Origin of the sequence: Aureispira sp. CCB-E (assembly GCF_031326345.1) — a bacterium.
GTDB lineage: Bacteria > Bacteroidota > Bacteroidia > Chitinophagales > Saprospiraceae > Aureispira.
This window is the reverse complement of the sequence record NZ_CP133671.1, coordinates 4,454,899-4,474,162: the sequence shown is the minus strand read 5'-3', so window position 1 is coordinate 4,474,162 and position 19,264 is coordinate 4,454,899. Positions and strand designations below refer to the sequence as shown.

At 36.1% G+C, this 19,264-nt stretch carries 16 protein-coding genes; 11 read left to right on the top strand and 5 right to left on the bottom strand.

Annotation, left to right across the window (positions count from 1 at the left end):
* Positions 1-5: 5 nt before the first annotated feature.
* Positions 6-3,194 carry a hypothetical protein gene (locus QP953_RS17405; RefSeq protein WP_309552086.1) on the top strand — a complete coding sequence of 1,063 codons (3,189 nt, stop codon included), beginning with the start codon at positions 6-8 and terminating at the stop codon, positions 3,192-3,194.
* Between the two features lie 60 nt (positions 3,195-3,254).
* Here the strand turns inward: QP953_RS17405 and QP953_RS17400 are convergent, their stop codons facing one another.
* Positions 3,255-4,733 carry a hypothetical protein gene (locus tag QP953_RS17400; RefSeq protein WP_309552085.1) on the bottom strand — a complete coding sequence of 493 codons (1,479 nt, stop codon included), beginning with the start codon at positions 4,731-4,733 and terminating at the stop codon, positions 3,255-3,257.
* Between the two features lie 460 nt (positions 4,734-5,193).
* Between QP953_RS17400 and QP953_RS17395 the strand changes: the two genes are divergently transcribed.
* Genes QP953_RS17395 through QP953_RS17355 form a run of 9 tightly spaced genes read left to right on the top strand, consistent with a single transcriptional unit; the run spans position 5,194 to position 13,654 of the window.
* Complete coding sequence (locus tag QP953_RS17395) at positions 5,194-7,200, top strand: secretin and TonB N-terminal domain-containing protein (protein ID WP_309552084.1); 2,007 nt, start codon at positions 5,194-5,196, stop codon at positions 7,198-7,200.
* A gap of 1 nt (position 7,201) precedes the next feature.
* Complete coding sequence (locus QP953_RS17390; protein WP_309552083.1) at positions 7,202-8,425, top strand: hypothetical protein; 1,224 nt, start codon at positions 7,202-7,204, stop codon at positions 8,423-8,425.
* Positions 8,418-9,662, top strand: a complete 1,245-nt coding sequence (locus QP953_RS17385; RefSeq protein WP_309552082.1) for a hypothetical protein — start codon at positions 8,418-8,420, stop codon at positions 9,660-9,662. Before QP953_RS17390 ends, QP953_RS17385 begins: the two co-directional genes overlap by 8 nt.
* On the top strand, positions 9,663-10,025 hold the full coding sequence (locus QP953_RS17380; protein ID WP_052597186.1) for a hypothetical protein: 363 nt from the start codon (positions 9,663-9,665) through the stop codon (positions 10,023-10,025).
* Positions 10,015-10,500 carry a type II secretion system protein gene (locus QP953_RS17375; protein WP_309552080.1) on the top strand — a complete coding sequence of 162 codons (486 nt, stop codon included), beginning with the start codon at positions 10,015-10,017 and terminating at the stop codon, positions 10,498-10,500. The genes QP953_RS17380 and QP953_RS17375 overlap by 11 nt, the downstream gene beginning before the upstream one ends.
* Complete coding sequence (locus tag QP953_RS17370; protein WP_309552079.1) at positions 10,497-11,639, top strand: type II secretion system F family protein; 1,143 nt, start codon at positions 10,497-10,499, stop codon at positions 11,637-11,639. The genes QP953_RS17375 and QP953_RS17370 overlap by 4 nt, the downstream gene beginning before the upstream one ends.
* A gap of 9 nt (positions 11,640-11,648) precedes the next feature.
* Positions 11,649-12,173, top strand: a complete 525-nt coding sequence (locus QP953_RS17365; RefSeq protein WP_052597180.1) for a hypothetical protein — start codon at positions 11,649-11,651, stop codon at positions 12,171-12,173.
* A 2-nt stretch (positions 12,174-12,175) separates the two neighbouring features.
* Positions 12,176-13,111: a hypothetical protein gene (locus QP953_RS17360; protein ID WP_052597179.1), complete on the top strand. Its 936-nt coding sequence runs from the start codon at positions 12,176-12,178 to the stop codon at positions 13,109-13,111.
* Between the two features lie 3 nt (positions 13,112-13,114).
* The gene (locus QP953_RS17355; RefSeq protein ID WP_052597176.1) at positions 13,115-13,654 is read left to right on the top strand and encodes a hypothetical protein; all 540 of its coding nucleotides are present in this window, start codon (positions 13,115-13,117) and stop codon (positions 13,652-13,654) included.
* A 13-nt stretch (positions 13,655-13,667) separates the two neighbouring features.
* Here QP953_RS17355 and QP953_RS17350 read toward each other — a convergent pair whose 3' ends face one another.
* The gene (locus QP953_RS17350; protein ID WP_052597175.1) at positions 13,668-14,399 is read right to left on the bottom strand and encodes a toxin-antitoxin system YwqK family antitoxin; all 732 of its coding nucleotides are present in this window, start codon (positions 14,397-14,399) and stop codon (positions 13,668-13,670) included.
* A gap of 212 nt (positions 14,400-14,611) precedes the next feature.
* Here QP953_RS17350 and QP953_RS17345 point away from each other — a divergent pair, with 212 nt between their 5' ends.
* Positions 14,612-15,400 carry a hypothetical protein gene (locus tag QP953_RS17345; protein ID WP_309552078.1) on the top strand — a complete coding sequence of 263 codons (789 nt, stop codon included), beginning with the start codon at positions 14,612-14,614 and terminating at the stop codon, positions 15,398-15,400.
* Between the two features lie 61 nt (positions 15,401-15,461).
* On the opposite strand, the gene QP953_RS17340 is transcribed toward QP953_RS17345, so the two are convergent.
* From QP953_RS17340 to QP953_RS17330, 3 genes are read right to left on the bottom strand one after another with little or no spacing between them, the layout of a single operon-like run.
* Positions 15,462-17,606 carry a 3-hydroxyacyl-CoA dehydrogenase NAD-binding domain-containing protein gene (locus tag QP953_RS17340; protein ID WP_309552076.1) on the bottom strand — a complete coding sequence of 715 codons (2,145 nt, stop codon included), beginning with the start codon at positions 17,604-17,606 and terminating at the stop codon, positions 15,462-15,464.
* Between the two features lie 5 nt (positions 17,607-17,611).
* A complete protein-coding gene (locus QP953_RS17335; RefSeq protein ID WP_052597169.1) occupies positions 17,612-18,037 on the bottom strand; it encodes a hypothetical protein in 426 nt (141 codons plus the stop codon).
* A gap of 12 nt (positions 18,038-18,049) precedes the next feature.
* Complete coding sequence (locus QP953_RS17330; RefSeq protein WP_052597167.1) at positions 18,050-19,255, bottom strand: acetyl-CoA C-acetyltransferase; 1,206 nt, start codon at positions 19,253-19,255, stop codon at positions 18,050-18,052.
* Between the last annotated feature and the right edge of the window lie 9 nt (positions 19,256-19,264).

Below are 19,264 nucleotides of genomic sequence, written 5' to 3'. Positions count from 1 at the left end.
GAATTATGAAAACAAGAATAATCGGCTTGTTGGTTGTGATGATAACGACCTGTCATGCCCAATTAACCCATTCCTTTGTTAATAAGTTGGTCTTGCACCATACTCCATTTGTAGCACCAAATTATTACAGCAACGAATTTGTCGCAACTTCATTAGCAGATTTAGCCAATCCTAGTAACGCAGGCAAAATAGCTTGTTTTGAATCTATTATTACATTAAACAGCAATTTTGTATTAGCCGAAAATTTGACACTCAAAAGCTGTGGAGGCTATTTAGATATTGATTCATTTACCTTAACAGGGGTAAATACATCTATTTATGGACTAGAAGATCAATTAATTGTAGAGAGTTCTAACGGTGAATTGAAAGGAACTTGGAATGCAGGGGCAACACTATATGCCAAAAATTTGGGTTTGAAAAATGACGGAGTAGAATATACAACAGGAAGCATCAGCGCAGGAAGTGCTACTTTGGTGGTGACCGATGGGGTTTTTTCCGCTGCTGATGTTGGAAAATTTGTAGCAGTTTATGGGGCAGATGCAGGCTTTGTGGCTTCCAATCCTCAAATAAGTCAAAATTCTTTGCAAACTAAGATAAAATCGGTTGTTAATACCACCACTGTTGTTCTTGATAAACCTGCCACTAGAACAGTTAGTAATACAGAGGTCTGGACTGGAACGGATAACTTTCAAGCAGGAAAGAATTTGTTTTTTGTCAAAAATCAGACTTCAGGAAATACGCTGATTTTTACAGAGGGACTTTATTTTACCAGTGTTCGAGAGTATGTCAATAATCTTCGATTAACTACCTCTGTTGTTGGTTGGTACATGGGAGATGGTACCGATAAGCATACGCTCATGGGAGCTGGTGTGATACGAGCTATTCCTCATAATTTGAGAAAATCTAGGTTGTTGACAATCGGAAATACTCATAATTATACGATTTCCATTGACTTGGAACAAGATAAAAAAATGCATAATTATTCTGGTCTTACAGCTGCTAATACAGGAGATGATTTTAATATAGTTGTTTTTATTCGAACGGCAGCTTATAATGGATTGATAAAAGATTGTTCTATAAGCAATACAGAAGGAACATTAATGTCTAGCTCTGGTGACTTGCAGTTTACTAATTATATAAAAGGAGATAGCACGATTAATGTGCATCAACGAGCATCAAATGTAACAAATGGAGACATTAATGGTATAACTGGTGTACCACTTCCTGGAAATGGAAATTATACATATAATATTGATTTAATAGATATAAGCAAGTCACAGTTTGAAACAACTCGAATTGCGAGAAATGATCGAAGAGGAAGAAGGCATTATCAATTTTCTGGACTTGGATACGCTGGATGGTCAGGTTTGACAACACCAAGATACTGGGCGTATTATTACGATGAAAATGGTATGTTTTTACGGAAAAGCCAAGAGCAGGTATTTTATCATACTTATGAGTACGAAGACGATGTTAAGTTTATCAGAGTAAAGTTTGAGAAAGTAATAGATGCTACACTTGTTAACGCGCAAATTAGGGCTAATCTAAATCCAATAGGTTTGACGCTGCAAAATGTTCATTTTAACGCTGGTGGTGCTCATGGACTAAGTAATATGCCTACTAATTTTTTGATGGATGGAGGAAGTATTACGGATGTGGGAAATGTATTACCAGCCTATGCTTCGAATACAGAAGATATGCGTCGTGGTGTCCAAAATCAGACTTTTAGAAATGTGTTGTTTAAAGATGGTTATACAGGATATTTAAATTGGGTAGGTACAGATGGAATTGTTGTTGATCACTGTTATTTTTTGGGGACAACGGCACCAAGTAGACAAAGAAGAAATGATGGTTATACAAATTCATTAAGCGCAGATAAAGCAAGAAATGACAGAACAATTAACAACTTATTTTATAATGCTGCCATAGATCTTGGAAGGAGTTCCTTTTTTACCAATAATACAATGATTGGTGGAAGTTTGCAAATAACTGCTAATGGTTCAGAAGTGGTTGACAACCGCTTTCATAATGTTCAAATTGCCAATATTAATTATCCTCAAGCAGATAGAGATTATTCTAAACTTAAGGATGCTACATTTACATACGATAAGACTTGGAAGGGGTATTTGATTAGAGATGTTAATATGGGGTTGATTATGGAAAACGTAACCATCGAGTTTAACAAAAAAACTAGATTGACGTACTTAGTAGATCAATCAACGTCTTTTGAACCTATTGTTTTGGGACAGAATGGCAATAAGTTATTTAGCAATAACCCTAAAATAAAACATGATTTTGGCGGCTATCTTAAAAATGTAAGTGTTAGTGGTGCTCGGATAGAGCGATCAGTACGAGACTATTCGTTGACAGCTGTCTATTGGCCAGTAACGGATTATTATAATGTTTATTCAGAATCTAGCATGGTTTTAAAGTATGGTTTGCCTAAAGATCGTGTTTTTAATGATTTAACTGTTGATGGTCGTTTACAGTTGGATTACGATGATTATAAAACAACGTTAACAGCAAAACGCCCTGTACATACGTTTAACAACCTAAAAGTAACTATTCCTGAAGGAGAGTTCGATTGGACAAGTAGTTCGGCTTATATCTTGCGAATAAGTAAAAGAAATGTAGATCTAGTTTTTAACGATGCTGTTTTTGATTTACAAGTACCCTCTACTCAAGTAGGAACTTATGGTAAATGGATGCGTTTAGAACAATTGGGAACAACAGAATTTAACCGAACGACCTTTAAATCCGCTAGTCCTAGAGTAATTGATTTATCTACTTTTCCAGCTACTCTAGGAGCCATTACTTTCACCGATTGTATTTTTGAAAATGTAACATTTATACCTCGACCAGGAATTGATGTTATTCAAACAACAACCATTCCTACAACTATTGTCAATTATGCTGCAAGCCAAGATTTTGCCGTAACTGATTTAAACAAAAGTAGAAATTATACAGGAGGAGGCAATGACACTTGGTCAATGACAACCAATGTAGATGATTATGCCACGATTGGCACTAGCATCGAACTCTATAATTCAGGAGTTGGCAGCGTTACTGTCGCAGCTGGAACAGGCATTACGATCTTGAATTCTGGAAATGGGATGACCTTATCCACTAGTAGTAGAAGTGGAAAATTAATTAAAGTGGCTCCAAGAACTTGGTTGTTGAGTTTGTACAATTAAAAAAGAGGGTAGAAGTTGTCAATTTAAGGCAGCTTCTATTTTTTTTGTAAATCAAGGTGTTTACCAATTCTTAGCTTTAGAATGGGGTGTTTGGTTTATTTTGTGTTTGATCCAAGTTAAAATCCAAGACATTTGAATTGTTCTTTGTTCTGTATGGGTAGCATTGGTTTGAAAATCAGATAATTGTTGATGTAGTTTTTTTAGAATAAGCAAAATCTCGGAGGGTTTGGCTTGTAGTAACTGTCTAAATCCATTGACAACGATAAGTTCTACTTGATGATTTTTCTTATCTAAGTTAAACTTTCGTTGAATAGAACGAACGTGGCTCTCTAGTAATGAGAACTCTTGTGTATCAAAATAAATGCAGAGTTTGAGTAGAAGAGCAGGGGCGGTTAGCTTTTTCTTTTTATTATCTTTCTTCAAAACCACATCCAAAAAAGTCAATGCATGGTCGTAGTTCTTAATCATCAACGAAAGGATAACAAAACAGTAATAAACAGCACAAGCGTCTAATTTAGAATGCTCCAACCAAGCAGTATTTTGATTGATCAGTTGCAATCCACTATCAATATCTTGAATGCCAATATACCAATTGGCTTTCATTTCAATAGTTCTTAATTCATACCTATCTCTTTCGGCTTGTATGGTCAAGTTGTTTTGGTCTATTTTTTCAAATAATTCAGCAACCAGTTTATGATCTTTGTTGTATTGAGCAGCGGTACAAGCATTTTGTAAATAATCCATATACTCCTCGGCAGTTCGGATTGTTTTAAAGTGTTTTTCAAATAGCTCAAGTGCTTGAATGGAATATTGTAAACTCTGAGGATAGTCTGTTTTTAAGAAACTATAAGTAGAATGAATTTGTAAAAAATGCAAATGAGAAGTAATGCTGTTAGCTTGATTAAAAGAGGTTAACAAGTCATGTTGCAGGAGTTGTTCCATTTGATGGATATAGTCAGGAGACAGCTTTTTCTTTTTGAATAGATAATGTATTTGAGTTTTTAGAATGCTGTAATGAGTGGCACAAGCAGCCTGTTCTTTTTCTAGCAACATATTATCTACAAAATTTTGAAAAGATTGATCGGTGTGGCACGAAAAAAATGAAACCTTATTTTCTAATTGGATAAGTTGCTGATTGATAAGTTGAATGTAGTGAAATGCCTCGTGTTTTTGGGCAAATTGTCTTAATTGATGAATTTTGGTTTTTGCCTGTTCGTATAACTCTTTCTGATATAAAATATGAAATTGTTGTAAGCCAGCTAACAATTCGTGTTCTATCGTAGAATTTTGATGAAATTGACTAAGTGCTTCCATGACTAGTTGATACAATCGCTTTTTTTCTAAACTTAGCGCACTGCCTCTAAATATTTTTTTTAGCGCATTTTCATTATAAACTTCTTGCTTGGTAAGCATTTTAAAAAGACGTAAATGCTTGACTCCTTTTTTTCCTAATTCTTGAATACGGATGCTCACTCTTTTCTTTTCCTCTTTATTTAAACTATTAACTAGTTGGTGTAATTTGGCTGATGGTTTTCTCATTTTTTGACTTTTAATTAGTTGCTCTTTAGTGCCTTGGTTTTATACTCTAAATGGCAATGAAATCTATTGGTACAAATGACGCTTTGTATTGAATCTTACTTAATCATCTTAAGATGTTTGTCAGTCCCTTTTTGCTAAAAAAGTAAAAAGTCAACAAACTAATTCTTCAATATAAGGCTTTTATTAATATTTATTAGAACACTCAAAATCTATGCTATTAACGAAGTATATACCAAGCCTAAGGTGTGGGAAATTGACCAAATGGGAATACTAAAGGAGACGGTATTGGATTAATCTAGGCATCTCCAAAAAGCTGCCTAAAAAAATTATATTTGTATAGCAGGGTAGGTATAAAAGTATATGTAATATTTATATGTTGAATTTTAAGAAAGACTTAACTTATATTGGGAAAAAATATCCTATTTTTGGGATCTAATTGCCTAAACCAAATATAAAAAACATGAGATTACGATATTGGGGAGTTGTTCTTCTTTTATTAGTAATGGGAACCTGTCATGCTCAATTTGATAGAATTGATAACTTGACCGATGCCTTGGAGAATTTTTCGACCGACCACAAAAATTTAAATCGAAAGATTGATATTGCTGCTTTAGGCTCTGTCCAAGAAATTATTACCTCTATAGCCCAACAAACTAAAGTTAACATTACAATTGATCCAAATATTAATCAGAATGTTATTAGCAATTTTACCAAAGTAAAAGTCAAGGATATCTTAATTTACCTTTGTCGGCAGTACAATTTAGATTTAAAATTTACAGGTTCTATTATTTCTGTTGTTCCCTATCAAGTGCCTCCCAAACCTCCTACACTAAAAGAAATAGGCGTTTATTATAATAAATACAATTCTACGCTAAGTTTGGATTTAAAGAACGATACCTTAGCCAATGTAGCAAGAAAAATTACGCAGCAAAGCGGTCAAAATGTTATTATAAGTCCGCAAGCACAAAATCAAAAGGTAAATGGTTTTGTAGACAAACAGCCTGTTGGAAATGCTCTAAAATTTCTAGCCAAAAGTAACGGCTTGTATCTAACAGAGACCCCCGAAGGCGCTTTCTTTTTAAGAACAAATACAGAAGTTCCACCAGAAGAAATTGAAGAAACGAAAAAGAAAAAGAACCTTATTATTGGCGGAGGGGTCGATTATGAAGCCATAGAAAATTTGGCGTTAACTGTGAAACTGGATTCTATTAATGAGGAGTATCGAATGGATATTCAGGCAATTAATGTTCCTTTTGTACAAATTATAAAAGGGGTGTCAATTGAAATGGGGAAAGACTATTTCTTATTTGATGCACAGGGAACGATTGCAACTTCTGGCGCAACAAACAATCCTGCTCAAATTAATAAATACAATCGAAACCGAAATACCAATAATGGCAATGTAGGTTCTAATGGGATTAGCCTAAAATTAGAAAACGTTACTTACGAAGAATTTTTAAACTACATTCTCAAAGGAACAAATCTGACCTACAAAATAGACAATGATATTTATTTGATTGGAGATAGAGAAATGGAAGGCTTGCGCCAAACCAAAACCATTCAGTTGCAATATCGTTCTGCCAAGGAAATCGAGAAGCTAATTCCCAAAGAATTACAAGATAAAATTGCCATGTATCCTTTCTTGGAGTTGAATGCAATTATTCTAAGTGGCTCGGCACCTAATATTCGAGAAGTAGAGGACTTTTTGAGAGGAATTGACAAATTGGTGCCTGTGGTGATGATTGAGTTGATAATTATGGATGTGCAACGAACTCGACTGACGGAAACAGGGCTTCAAATGGGAATTGGTGAGAAACCTGTCGAAAAAGAACGCATTGGACTATCTCCTGGGTTTGATTTTCAGTTGGGGGCTAGTTCTGTCAATAAGTTGCTAAATATGTTAGCAGGACAAGGAATTGTGAATCTAGGAAACGTACTGCCAAACTTTTATTTATCTATTCAAGCGATGGAAGATGTTGGATTGGTAAAAACGCATTCTAGACCACAGCTTTCCACTTTAAATAGTCATGAGGCAAATTTTAATATTGGAGAAACACGGTATTATCTAGAGACAAGAACTACGGTGCAAGGGGTACAAGGAGCTGTGACACAGCAAGATGCCAATTATAAATCTGTACAAGCAGATTTTACAATTAACGTAACACCGTATGTGTCAGGAGATGAACAAATTACTTTGGAAATTGACGTGCAACAATCCGACTTTTTGGGAGAATTACAACTAAATGCTCCACCGGCACAAGTTACTCGAAAATTTGATTCTCAAATTCGCGTCAAAAATGGAGATATGATTGCTTTGGGAGGTTTAGAAACCAAAGAAAAAAGCAAAACAGGACAAGGTCTGCCAGGCTTGGCTAGAGTTCCAGTGTTAAATTGGTTTGGAAATCGAAAGAACAGGAAAAGTAATAGTGAATTGATTATCTTTATTAAGCCAACTATTGTTTATTAGTATGCAACCCAAAATCAAAGAGCTGATTTATAGTCGAGAAGCTTTTGCAGGAATAGAATGTTTGCAAAAGGAGGGAGAACTATATTATCATTTGTGCATTCTAAAAAAAGAAAAGAATAGTGCTAAAATTGTCCTGCAAAAAGAACAGATTGCTTCACTTGTTGATCTAAAAGAAATACTAAACGATGATGCAATTCCTATTTTTTTAGCAATCAACATCAAGGGAATTTTAAATCGAATATTGAATTATATTCCTAACTCTAAAGAAGAGGCGCTAAAAGCAGTTTTTCCTTCTGCCAAAGAAGCGGATTTTTACTGGCAACAAATAGAGCAGGATCAAAGAGCTTTGGTAAGTGTCATTCGAAGAGATAGTGTACAGAAGCTATTAAAGGAATTTGAAGCTGCTGGACTTTGGGTGGTGAATGTATTTGTAGGACCGTTTTGGATAGAAGAAATCTTACCTATTTTGTCCAGTTATACCCAACGCATTCAAGTAGGAGAACAAGCATTAATTATAGAAGGGCAACAGATAATAAACTTAGAGAAAAATAGTGCTGCTGCCCAAGAATTGTTTTCGGTTGGAGATGATAGAGTTTCAGAGTCGTTGTTATTGGCATTAGCGATGTCATTTATAGCATTGACACAACCTAATGCAGAGGGCATAAAGGCAGATTTTGTTCAACAACAGCAAGTCGATTTTTATTACAAAAAACTCTTTCATTACACAGCATTACTTGCCTTAGGTTTTTTCTTTACAACTTTGTTAGTTAATTACTTATTGTTTGAGCATTACAATGCGCAACAGCAAGGCTTAAAAATGGAAGTAAGCCAGCAGCAAAGTTTGTTGAATCAGCGCGATAGTTTGGAAAAAAAGTACAACGATAAACGCGCTTTGTTGGGCGATCAATTGAACTTAGGGCAGTCTAAGTCTTCTTACTATGCCGACCAGTTGGCGGCAACTCTGCCAAGTACATTGCAGTTGAGTAAGTTGATTTTATTTCCTGAAATAAAAGAAGAAGGTTATCAGACAGAGGAAGTATTGCCTCGATATAATAATCAAACCATTATAGTAGAAGGTCAGTGCCAAGCAAGTGTGTTTTACAACAATTGGAAGCGTTCTCTGGAGGAATTAGATTGGGTCGCCTCTATTCACAATTTAAGTTATCAGAATAATAAAAATGGGTATGGAATCTTTAAGTTGAAAATAACATTAAAGTATGAATAGTCAATTGCCCGCACGAGCTCTTTTTTATGCGGTGATTGTCTCTGTTTTTGTGGCAATGCTTAGTGCTGCTATTTTGTTGAGTAGTTATCATCAACATTTGTTGTTGGGGTATTATCAGAATCAAGAACGATTGATGGATAATTGTCAGTCGGGAGTAGAGTTATTATTGGGAACAAGTGCGCCATTAATTCCCGCTATGACATTGGATTTATTTCAGCAACATAGAGATAGCGTGCGTTTGGAGCAAAAAGCTTGGGGATTATTGGATGTGGGGATGGTTAAAAGTTGGTCGGGAGCAGGAATGTATGAAGATAGTGTTGTCACTACTTTTTTGTTAGGCAAAACAACACCAAATTATGCTTTAAGCCTTTCTGAAGGAACAGCGCCTTTGTATGTTTGTGGTAATACTAGAATTGTCGGAAAAGCCTTTTTGCCAACGGAAGGAGTGGAGCGGGGGTATTTTCATGTCGTACAAGGCAAACCCTATACTGGAGAGAAGTTAATTTATGGAAAAAAGGAAATTGTACGCCCTACAGATATGGCGGTTTTGAAAGAGCGTTTTGAAGACCTAGAAGCATTAAAATACAAAAATGCCACGATAAATCTAGAAGCAGACTCTGTTGTTCAGGCGTTTAATCAGTCCACTTTAATTTTGGGAGGCGATAACTTCGATACACAAAATTTGACTTTAAAAGGCAATGTAATGGTAATTGCTAATAACAGGATAGATGTTAGTCCGCATTCAATTTTAGAAGATGTTATCTTGTTGGCACCAGAAATTAGAATTCAATCGGGATTTCAAGGCTCCTTACAAGCCTTTGCTTGGGATAGTTTGTTGGTGGAAACAGGTGTGTTTTTAGATGTTCCATCTGTATTAAGTTTGCTGCCTTATTCTAATAAAACAACGTTTTCACCTGAGTTAATTGTCGAAGAAGGAGTAGAAATGTTTGGGACTATATTGGTGCCTAGTTTTCAATATAATAGTTATAAATCTAAGGTAACCATAGCGCCAATGACAACCATAACAGGGCAAGTGTGGGTAAATGGAGTATTACAACATAAAGGAACCGTTTATGGTAGTGTTTTTTGTGATGAGTTTTTATTAAAAACGCCAGCAGGTGTTTATGAAAATTATTTGTTGGATGCTGTTATAGACCGAACCTTGTTGCCGACGTATTACTTGACACCTAGTGTGTTGGGAGAACAGGAGGACAAACACATTTTAAAATATTTATAAATGAAGTTGCAAGCCTTTACAATTGTAGAATCTATGATGGCAATGGTAATTATCATGATTAGCTTTACAGCTGGAATGACAATTTACTTAACCGTGTTGGAGGGAGATGCATTTCCATTAAAAACAAAAGCAAAAAATGCCTTAGCTATCGTTTTTGAAACGACTCAAAAAGAGCGTCGTTTTATAGATGAAACGTTGCATCAAGATGGCTTGACAATTCAAAAAAAAGTATTGCCTTACAAAGCTTATGAAGGTATTCTGAAACAAAATAATGTTTACCAAGTTTCTTTGGAAGCATATAGCCCTGATGAAAAGTTAATTGCTGTTCAAGAACATTTAATTCGAGTGGCTTATGAGAACTAAATTGGCAGCGTTTACAATGGTTGAATTGATTGCTGTAATGGTTTTGTCTGGACTGATTTTTAGTATGGCGATGTTGGTAATTGGAATCGTTCAAGAACAAGCGAAACACCAAGAACAACAGCACGAAGAGGTCTTAGCAATAGAACAGCTAAAAGGCTTGCTTAAAAAGGATGCTTATGCTGCAACGGATGTTTGGGTTCAAGATCAGCAGTTGTTATTTGATTATGAAACGTATAGCATTCATTATTTTTTTAACCCAAAGAATATTTGTAGAAAAATCGTTCAGTCAGAGCCTCATATAGATACGTTTAGGTTGCCAACTTTAAAGATTACAACAACTTGGCAGTTGCAAGAAGTTCAAGAAGGTCGAGTAGATGCTGTAGAGCTGAAAACTCAGTTTTTTGAGCAAAATTTTACCATTTTTATAAAAAAAGCCTACGATTACAAAACCCTAATGCAGATAGAAAACAAATGAGTATCCAATTACCACAAAAGAAAGCTACAAAGGCGGTTCCTAAAGATTCAACAAAGACTTCTATTTGGAGTTTTATGAATCGGGATATTCAGTTTTTTGAACCCAAATTTGGCATCAAAAAAAAATTGGTACTCTATGGTCAATTGGAAACGCTATTGGGATCAGGACTAGATATTCAAGCTTCTTTAGAATTAATTGAACAAAGTTTTAAAAAGAAACAAGATCAAGCTTTGATTCGGGGCTTGAAAGAGTCTATTGTAAAGGGAAAATCGCTGTCAGAAAGTATGGCAGAGCTGGGCAAATTTTCAATTTATGAACAATACAGCGTGCAGATTGGAGAAGAAACGGGGCGTCTGCATTTGATTTTAAGAGATTTGTCTAGCTTTTTTGAAAAAACATTGAGCTATCAACGACAATTAACAGGGGCATTAGCCTATCCAGTTTTTGTGTTGTCTTTTTCGGTGTTAGCCGTTCTGTTCTTATTGCGTTATTTGGTGCCTATGTTTAGTGGCATTTACGGTCGTTTTAAGCAAGAGCTACCTTCCTTGACACAAATGGTTGTGAATTTATCGGGTTGGGTTGGTGTCTTGATGCCTTATTTATTGATAAGTGTATTATTGCTCATTGTTGGAGCTTATAGCCAACGAGAAAAGTTGTGGTATCGCAAAATGATGGGGTGGGTTTTATCGCATATTCCATTGTTTGGAGGAATTATTCAAAAGGTTTATTTGTCTCGCTTTTGCCAAGCAATGGCTTTGCTTTTGGCAGCAGGAGTACCTTTGTTGAATGCCTTAAAATTAGTTCAACAAATGATCAATTTTTATCCTGTTAGTTCGTCACTAAAAAAAACAGAGCAAGCCGTGTTTCAAGGGGCACAACTACACGAAGTTTTATCCCAGTTTGATTTTTATCCTCCCCAAGCGTTGGCATTAATAAAAGTGGGTGAGGAATCTGGTAAATTGGATATGATGTTTGAACGCTTGGCGAGACAATATACCGAAGAGGTCGATCAACAAACGGCAGTTATTGGTAGTTTGATAGAACCTGTATTAATCGTATTTTTGGGCGGAATTGTAGCTGTAATTTTGGTAGCTATGTATTTGCCTTTGTTTAAGATGAGCACTTCGATGGGCTTTTAAAAACTTAAAATGAATTACAAACAAAAATATCAGTTGTTATTAGGAGGAATGGTTCTTTTCTTGGGCATTGCTTATTGGTTGGCTTTTGGAAAAACATGGACAGCTTATCATGCTACGAATCAATTAAGACGACAAATGTCTAGTGCAGGGCAAGCTTGGGAACAAATAGAACGTTATCAAAAGCAATTGACAAAGTTGGAGTCGGAACAAAACAATCAGTCGTTTACTCAAAATCATTTGTTTCAAAAGGTAACGACCTTTTGTCAAGAAAATAAGTTGGCTATACAAGAAATGCCAGAATCCATTGTCTATGAAGAACAAGATTTAAATTTCTTGCACAATCCAATAAAAGTGGAAGGAACTTTTATCCCAATGGTAAAATTATTATACCACTTGGAACACGAACAGCAATTGGGAAGGATCGTTTCTGTGAGCTTTAATTTAGGTAAGAATTATCAAAGCCGAGCACCAGAATTGACCGCTGATATACACTTGCAAAATATTCAAAATAAATCCAAAAAAGAAACCGAATAACCATGAAATATTTAATTGTATTTAGCCTATTAATATCTACCATTAGTTGCAATTTAATTTTTGAAGAAGATTTAAGCAAACGAAAAGTAGATATGCTTTCACCGCCTAATGGTTATACTACTTATACCCAGACACAAACCTTTGTGTGGGATAGCCTCCCCGATGTCAGCACCTATCGTTTTCAAATTGTCTCCCAGCGATTTGATTTTATAGAAGACTATGTGTTAGATACCGTAATATCGGGAAGGCGTTTGACTTTAGGCTTAGAGCCCAAAGAGTATCAGTGGAGGGTAATCGGTAGAAATAATTCTAGTGAAACGGATTATAATACTTATAGTTTAAGTGTTGTACAAGATACGACTTTAGCTAACCAAACAGTCAATCTAATTGCTCCAACTCCTAGTACAATTTATGCCAAAGATTCTGTCGCTTTTTTCTGGACAGCACTTGGATTAGCCAATCAGTATCAGTTACAAGTAGCAACGCATCCCTCTTTTAATAGTCAAACTATTGCCGTAGATACTGCCACTACACAAGATTATGTTTATTTGATACGTCGATTAGGTTTGGGAACATTTTACTATCGAATTCGTGCCATGCGCGTGGGAAGAGATACCACTTCTTACACTTCCGTAAAACAGTTTAATATCAATATGATTCCAATTCATAATACACCAGCAAATAATAGCACATTGACGTTACCTTTTAATATGAGTTGGCAACGAGCTTCTAGAATTGCAAAAGATAGCCTCTTTTTATATCATAACAATACGGCAACTCCTTATCAAAAATTGGAATTGACAAACAATAATTACACTTTTAATAGTTCGGATACAGTTGGATATGGCGCAGGTACTTATTATTGGCAAGTGAAGTCTGTTGGAACGAATAATCAACAAAGCAGTCGATCTAGTTTGTGGCAATTTACAATTAACTAAGGAATGAAAGATAATAAATATGCACCCTATGTTTTAGGTCCTGTATTATTGGTGGTATGGGGGCTGGTTTTTTATAAAATTTATCAAGCTGTATATGGTTCAGAGGAAGTGTTTGACATTCCTCAATATAATAAGCTACCTGTATTTGAAGAAAAGCAGGAGGATAGTACTTATGTTTTGTTAGTAGACTATAAAGACCCATTTTTGGGAAAACGATTTTATTATTCTTCTGATAATAATGGAAGCGCAGTTGGTTCGAGAACAAAGTCTTCTAGAACGAAAAGTACGCCTCCCAAAATCAGTAAAAAAACACCTCAACCTATCGTGCAAAATGTAACCTCAAAACCCTTTCCTGCTATTGTCTATCAAGGTTATCAAGTGATGGATAATGATACCGTTGCTCTCTTGAAAATAAACAATCGATTTTATCCCATAGCCAGAAAGCGAGATGTTTTTCAACAGGTGCACGTAAAGGAAATCTATAAAGATTCTATTCGACTACAATTTGGGCAACAAGAACAAACTTTTATGAAGAAACGTTAGGTTTTCTGAAACACTATTTTGGATTGTTTGGAAGGTCTTTTTTGGCAGAGGATTGTTTTTTCTTCTGTTGTTTATGGTTGCGCTTTTTAGTAGGGCGAGTCTCTTTTTTTTGAGCAGGTTTAGCAGATTTTGAGGACTTTTTGGGGGACTGTTTAGCTTGGTCGTTGGGTTGTTTCTTTTTCTTAAAAAGTTGGAATTTATTGCTTGCTTCTTTTTTGACAACAATTTTGTCTTTACGATATTTTACCTTGGTTTCTTTTCCGTCCACAAAGGTAGAAAAAGGACCATGTAATTGCCCGTTCTTATACCTCCCTTTTTGAGTTAGCTGACCATTGGCATCAAAAGTCTCAAAAGAACCATGTCGCACCCCTTTTTTCCAAGAGACTTGCTCTTTTAGAGTGCCATCAGCATACCAACGTTTCCAAAGCCCAACTTTCCATCCTTTTTCATAAATGCCTTGCTCTAGTAGGTTGTGATTGGGGTAAAAAGATTCGTATTTCCCTTGTAGTAGTTTGCCAGACCAAGCCCCTTGTGTGTGTAAGATAAGTTGTTTTTGATACCAAGTATAAAATTTATTTTCCTCAATTTTCACTTTGGGATTGGCGATAAATATTCTGATTTTTTGAATTGTATCGGCAGCATTTAAGACAATCTCTCTAGTCGTAGGAATTTTGTTAGGAAGTTTTTGGGCTTGAGTAGAAGGCAATAAATAGAATAGGATAAGGGCAATAAAAAGCTTTTTCATCGTTTTTGTTTTAGTTTTTCACAAAGTACGAGTTTTTGTGTTTATTGGCAATGTTTGAGGTTGATTTTATTGGTTTGTAAGACACTCAAAAATAGAAGGTCATTTTTGATGTTTTGCAAACACGTTATAATAGTTTTTTCGAATTTTAGGGGGTAGGCAATTAATGGACGACCTTTTAATGTTTTTTAGATGGAAATAATCAACAATAAAAGATGACGACAATAAAGAATTATCAATTAGAGAAAATGTCTGCAAAAGAATTAACAAGTTTGTGGAAATCCATTAAATCTGTTTATACTCGGCATTTTGATACCCCAATACAGGATGATTACTTAAATAAAAAATGCAAGAATGCTGTCGTTGCAAGGTTGAGAGTAATTTGGAATGGAGCAGATGCCGTTGGTATTATGGTACTCTTTGGTTATAAATTGAAGTTAAATGGTCATAAAAGTATTGTATACAGAGGTTCTGGAGCAATAGATAAAGGATATCGAAACAAGAACAATTTGTCCAATTTTTTATTCTATAATGTTTTGCCACAAATTATTCGCTATCGTGGATACGCCCAATATATTATCGAAGGGTTTATACATCCTTCTTCTTTTTGTATTAGCCAAAAAGCGGTTCAAAAAATATATCCCTCACCCAATATGAATACGCCCTCAAAAATCTTAAATTTAATGGAAACGGTTAAAGAGCAGGGCTTGTTAGGAGGATACGAGTTTGAAGATGAACATCCATTTTTAGGTACTTACCCTTGCAATGTGGTTCAGTCTAGTAGGGAAAACAAACGTTGGGAAAATAAAGTAGCTATAGATGAGTATACAGAGTTTTTTTATCAACTTGGTGCCATGAAGGAGAACAAAGCAATCATTTGTATCGTTCCTTTATCTGTGTCTAATTTTGTCTTGTCGATTGTAAAGAGTGGAAAAGAAAGACTAAGGCAACTATTTTTGAAAAAAAACAATCTAGTAATGAGAAGAAATTACAACCATTCGTAAATGTTTTGTATCACAGTGCTACTGTTCTTGAGTACAAAATAGCAGCACTGCGACAGCATTTCTAATAAAAAGTTTCTTGATTCACAGCCATTTCACGAAGCGATTCTGGAACGATAAAACGAGGACCATAGCAACTTGCAAAATTGTCACAATCTTCTACAAATTCACGAATTCCTACATAATCAATGTAAGAAAAAACACCTCCTGTGTAAGGAGGAAATCCAAAACCTGTTAGAGAACCGACATCTCCATCGGTAGGCGAGTTGAGAACTCCTTCTTCCAAACAACGATAAGATTCTAAAGCCATGATATGCAAGATACGTTTACCAACAGTTTCTGCATCAAGGTAATTGGGATCACTTGGGAAGTGTTCTTTTAGACCAGCCCAAAGATGTTTATGACCACCAGAAGGGTATTCATAAAATCCTTTACCCGCTTTTTTGCCTGGTCTACCTAGATCAACAGCCATTTTATGCAACAATTCATATAAAGTTTGAGCAGTTTTACCCCGTTCTTTTTGATCTGCATCCATAACATTTAATGCTAAACTCAATGAAACTTCATCAGTTACGGCAAGAGGACCAACAGGCATACCGACACGTTTGGCTACATTTTCAATGACCGCAGGCGGAACTCCTTCATGGAGCAACAAAGCACCTTCACGAGTAAAGGTAGAAAATACTCTAGAAGTAAAAAATCCTCTACTATCATTTACTACAATTGGAATTTTACCAATTTGCGTTACGTAATCTACTGCCGCTGCAACCGCATAATCAGAAGTCTCTTTACCTACAATCAACTCTACGAGTGGCATTTTGTCAACAGGAGAGAAAAAATGCATGCCAATAAAATTCTCTGGGCGTTTGGCTGCTTTGGCTAGTAAAGTAATAGGAATTGTAGAGGTATTAGAAGCAAAGATTTTTTTAGGATTTAAATAAGCTTCTGCTTCTTGAGTAACCTTAGCTTTTAATTCAGGATTTTCATAAACAGCTTCTATAATCAAATCACAATCAGCCATGTCCTTTGTTTGATCTGTCGTTTGGATTTTATCCAGAGTTTGTTGCAATAATTCTGGCGTAATTCGCCCTTTAGAAACATTTTTTTGAAGTAATTTTTCAGAATATGCTTTTCCTTTTTCTGCATTTTCTACGGAGGTATCCTTTAGCACAACATCCATCCCAACACGAGCAGAAACATAAGCAATTCCTGCGCCCATCATTCCTGCGCCTAAAATACCTACTTTGTTAATTGTATAAAAGTCAAATCCTTTAGGTTTAACTTTGCCCTTTTTGGCTTCGTTGATAGCAAAAAATCCTGTACGGATTAAATTTTGAGCCTCTTTTGAATAAAACGCTTTGATAAAATAACGTGCTTCGATTTCCAATCCTCTATCAATAGGGAGCAACATTCCATCGTGAATGCAAGCCATTGCATATTGAGCGCCTGGATAATTGCCATGCGTTTTTTTCCGTAAATTGCCAATCCCACCAATCATAGTGTCAGTGCCAGATTTAGACATCAAGCCTCCTTGAGGAATTTTATAGCGTTTGTCATCCCAAGGCTGAATAGGGGCACTGTTCTTTAGAATCCACTGTTTAGCAGCGGCAATCAGAGCTTCTTGGTCGGTGACAACTTGATCGATAAAACCTTCTGATAAGGCTTGAGTCGGGCGAAATTGTTTTCCTTGAAGGATATAAGTCGTCGCTTTAGGAATGCCAATAAGATAGCTCAAGCGTTGTGTTCCACCTCCGCCAGGTAGCAAACCTAAATTAACTTCTGGCAAACCAATTTTAATACTAGGCTTGCTTAATGCAATTCGATGATGACAAGTTAAGGCGAGCTCGTACCCACCCCCCAAAGCAGTGCCATTGATAGCGGCTACAAAAGGTTTTCCCGCTTGTTCAAGTGTACGGAAACCTTTATGAACATTTAAAATATCTTTAAATAGACCTTCCTTGTTTTTAGGGGGATTACCAATGAATTTTAGATCGGCTCCTGCCATAAAATCTCTATGAGCAGAAGTGACAATAACCCCTTTTACGGTAGGGTTTTCTACTGCTTGTTGAGCAATTTCTAAATAAGATTGAATAAAATCTATACTAAATAAGTTAGTTGGCTCATTGACCATATTGATGGTAATGGTTGCAAAACCATCGGCATCAATTGCATATTCCAGCAAGTCATTTTTTATTGTTGTTGATTCCATTATTTTTAATCTTCTTCTTGAGTTATGTTTTTAATGAATAGATAAAAACTAGAGATAAGTAGGGAAATAAGCAGACTAGTTGCAAAAAAAAGACCAGCAACAATTAAGGAATTGCCAATTTTGACACCATCTATTTGCATTAAGGTCAACTGTGTAGTCGTTGCGCCCATAGCAAACCCAGTTCCAATAATCATTAATTTTCCAAATGTCTTTTTTCGTTTTTCCTGTGGCTGCCATCTATGATATAAGTAAATGGTCAAAAATAGAAACATTGCCATTAAAGAAAAAGGCGCAAAAATAGACACAATTTCTGTCAAATGATCTGGGTCAAAATTTTTGTACCAATCTAAAATTCCTGTCAAAGTAGCTGCCCAAGTGACAAAGATATAACCAATACCACCTACAAAACCTGCAATTAGTTTTCGTTCCATTGTATTTCGTGCTTACACTCGTTCTATAATTGTTGCAATCCCCATACCACCACCGATACAAAGGGTAATTAGTGCTGTACTCAACCCTCGTCTTTCCAATTCATCCAAAGCCGTACCGACCAACATACAACCAGTAGCGCCCAACGGATGCCCTAGGGCAATAGCTCCACCATTAACATTTACTTTAGCATGGTCAATGTCTAAATCATCCATAAAACGAAGTGCAACAGAAGCAAAAGCTTCATTAACTTCAAATAAATCGATATCGTTTTTAGACATACCTGCTTTTTGTAGAGCTTTGCGACTAGCAGGAGCAGGACCAACCAACATAATAGTAGGATCTGTGCCATAAGTGGCAACAGATTTAATTCTAGCTCTTGGTTTTAGACCTAGGCGTTCTCCAGCCAATTGGTTGCCAATTAAAGTAAGTGCTGCTCCATCAACAATAGCTGAGGAATTGCCAGCATGATGCACATGGTTAATCGCTTCTACTTCTGGGTATCGGTCAATTGCAACAGCATCAAAGCCGCCCATTTGTCCCATCTTTTCAAAGGCAGGTTTTAGGCTTCCCAAGCCTTCTAAGGTTGTGCTTGGACGAACATTCTCATCTTTATCCAGCACGAGAAAATCATTAATATCTCGAATAGGAACAATGGATTTTTCAAAAGCATTTTCTGCCCATGCTTTGGCAGCACGTTTTTGAGATTCTAACGCAAATTTATCGGCATCATTTCTTGAGTAACCGTATTTTGTGGCGATAAGATCGGCCGAGATACCTTGAGGAACAAAGTGCCCAGGAAGAGCAACAGTGGGGTCCATCGCAATTGCACCACCGTCTAAGCCAATTTTAACTCTAGACATAGATTCCACACCGCCCGCTAACATTAAATCATTAAATCCAGATTTAATATAGGCGGCAGCTTGATTAATGGCTTCAAGTCCTGAACCACAAAATCTATTTAAAGTAACTGCTGTAAGATGTTCTCCGTAGCCAGAATGTTGTGCAGCAGTCTTAGCCACATTGGCACCTTGATCCATGATTTGAGTCACACAGCCTAAAATCATATCTTCAACTTGAGTGGTATCTAAGTTATGGCGCTTTCTAAGTTCGTCCATAACAGTAACAACCAGTTGAGTGGCTGTAGTGCCAACCAAAGCGCCTTTTTTATTCCCTCTACCTCTTGGTGTGCGAAGGCTATCATATATGTATGCTTCCATAAAAATAGA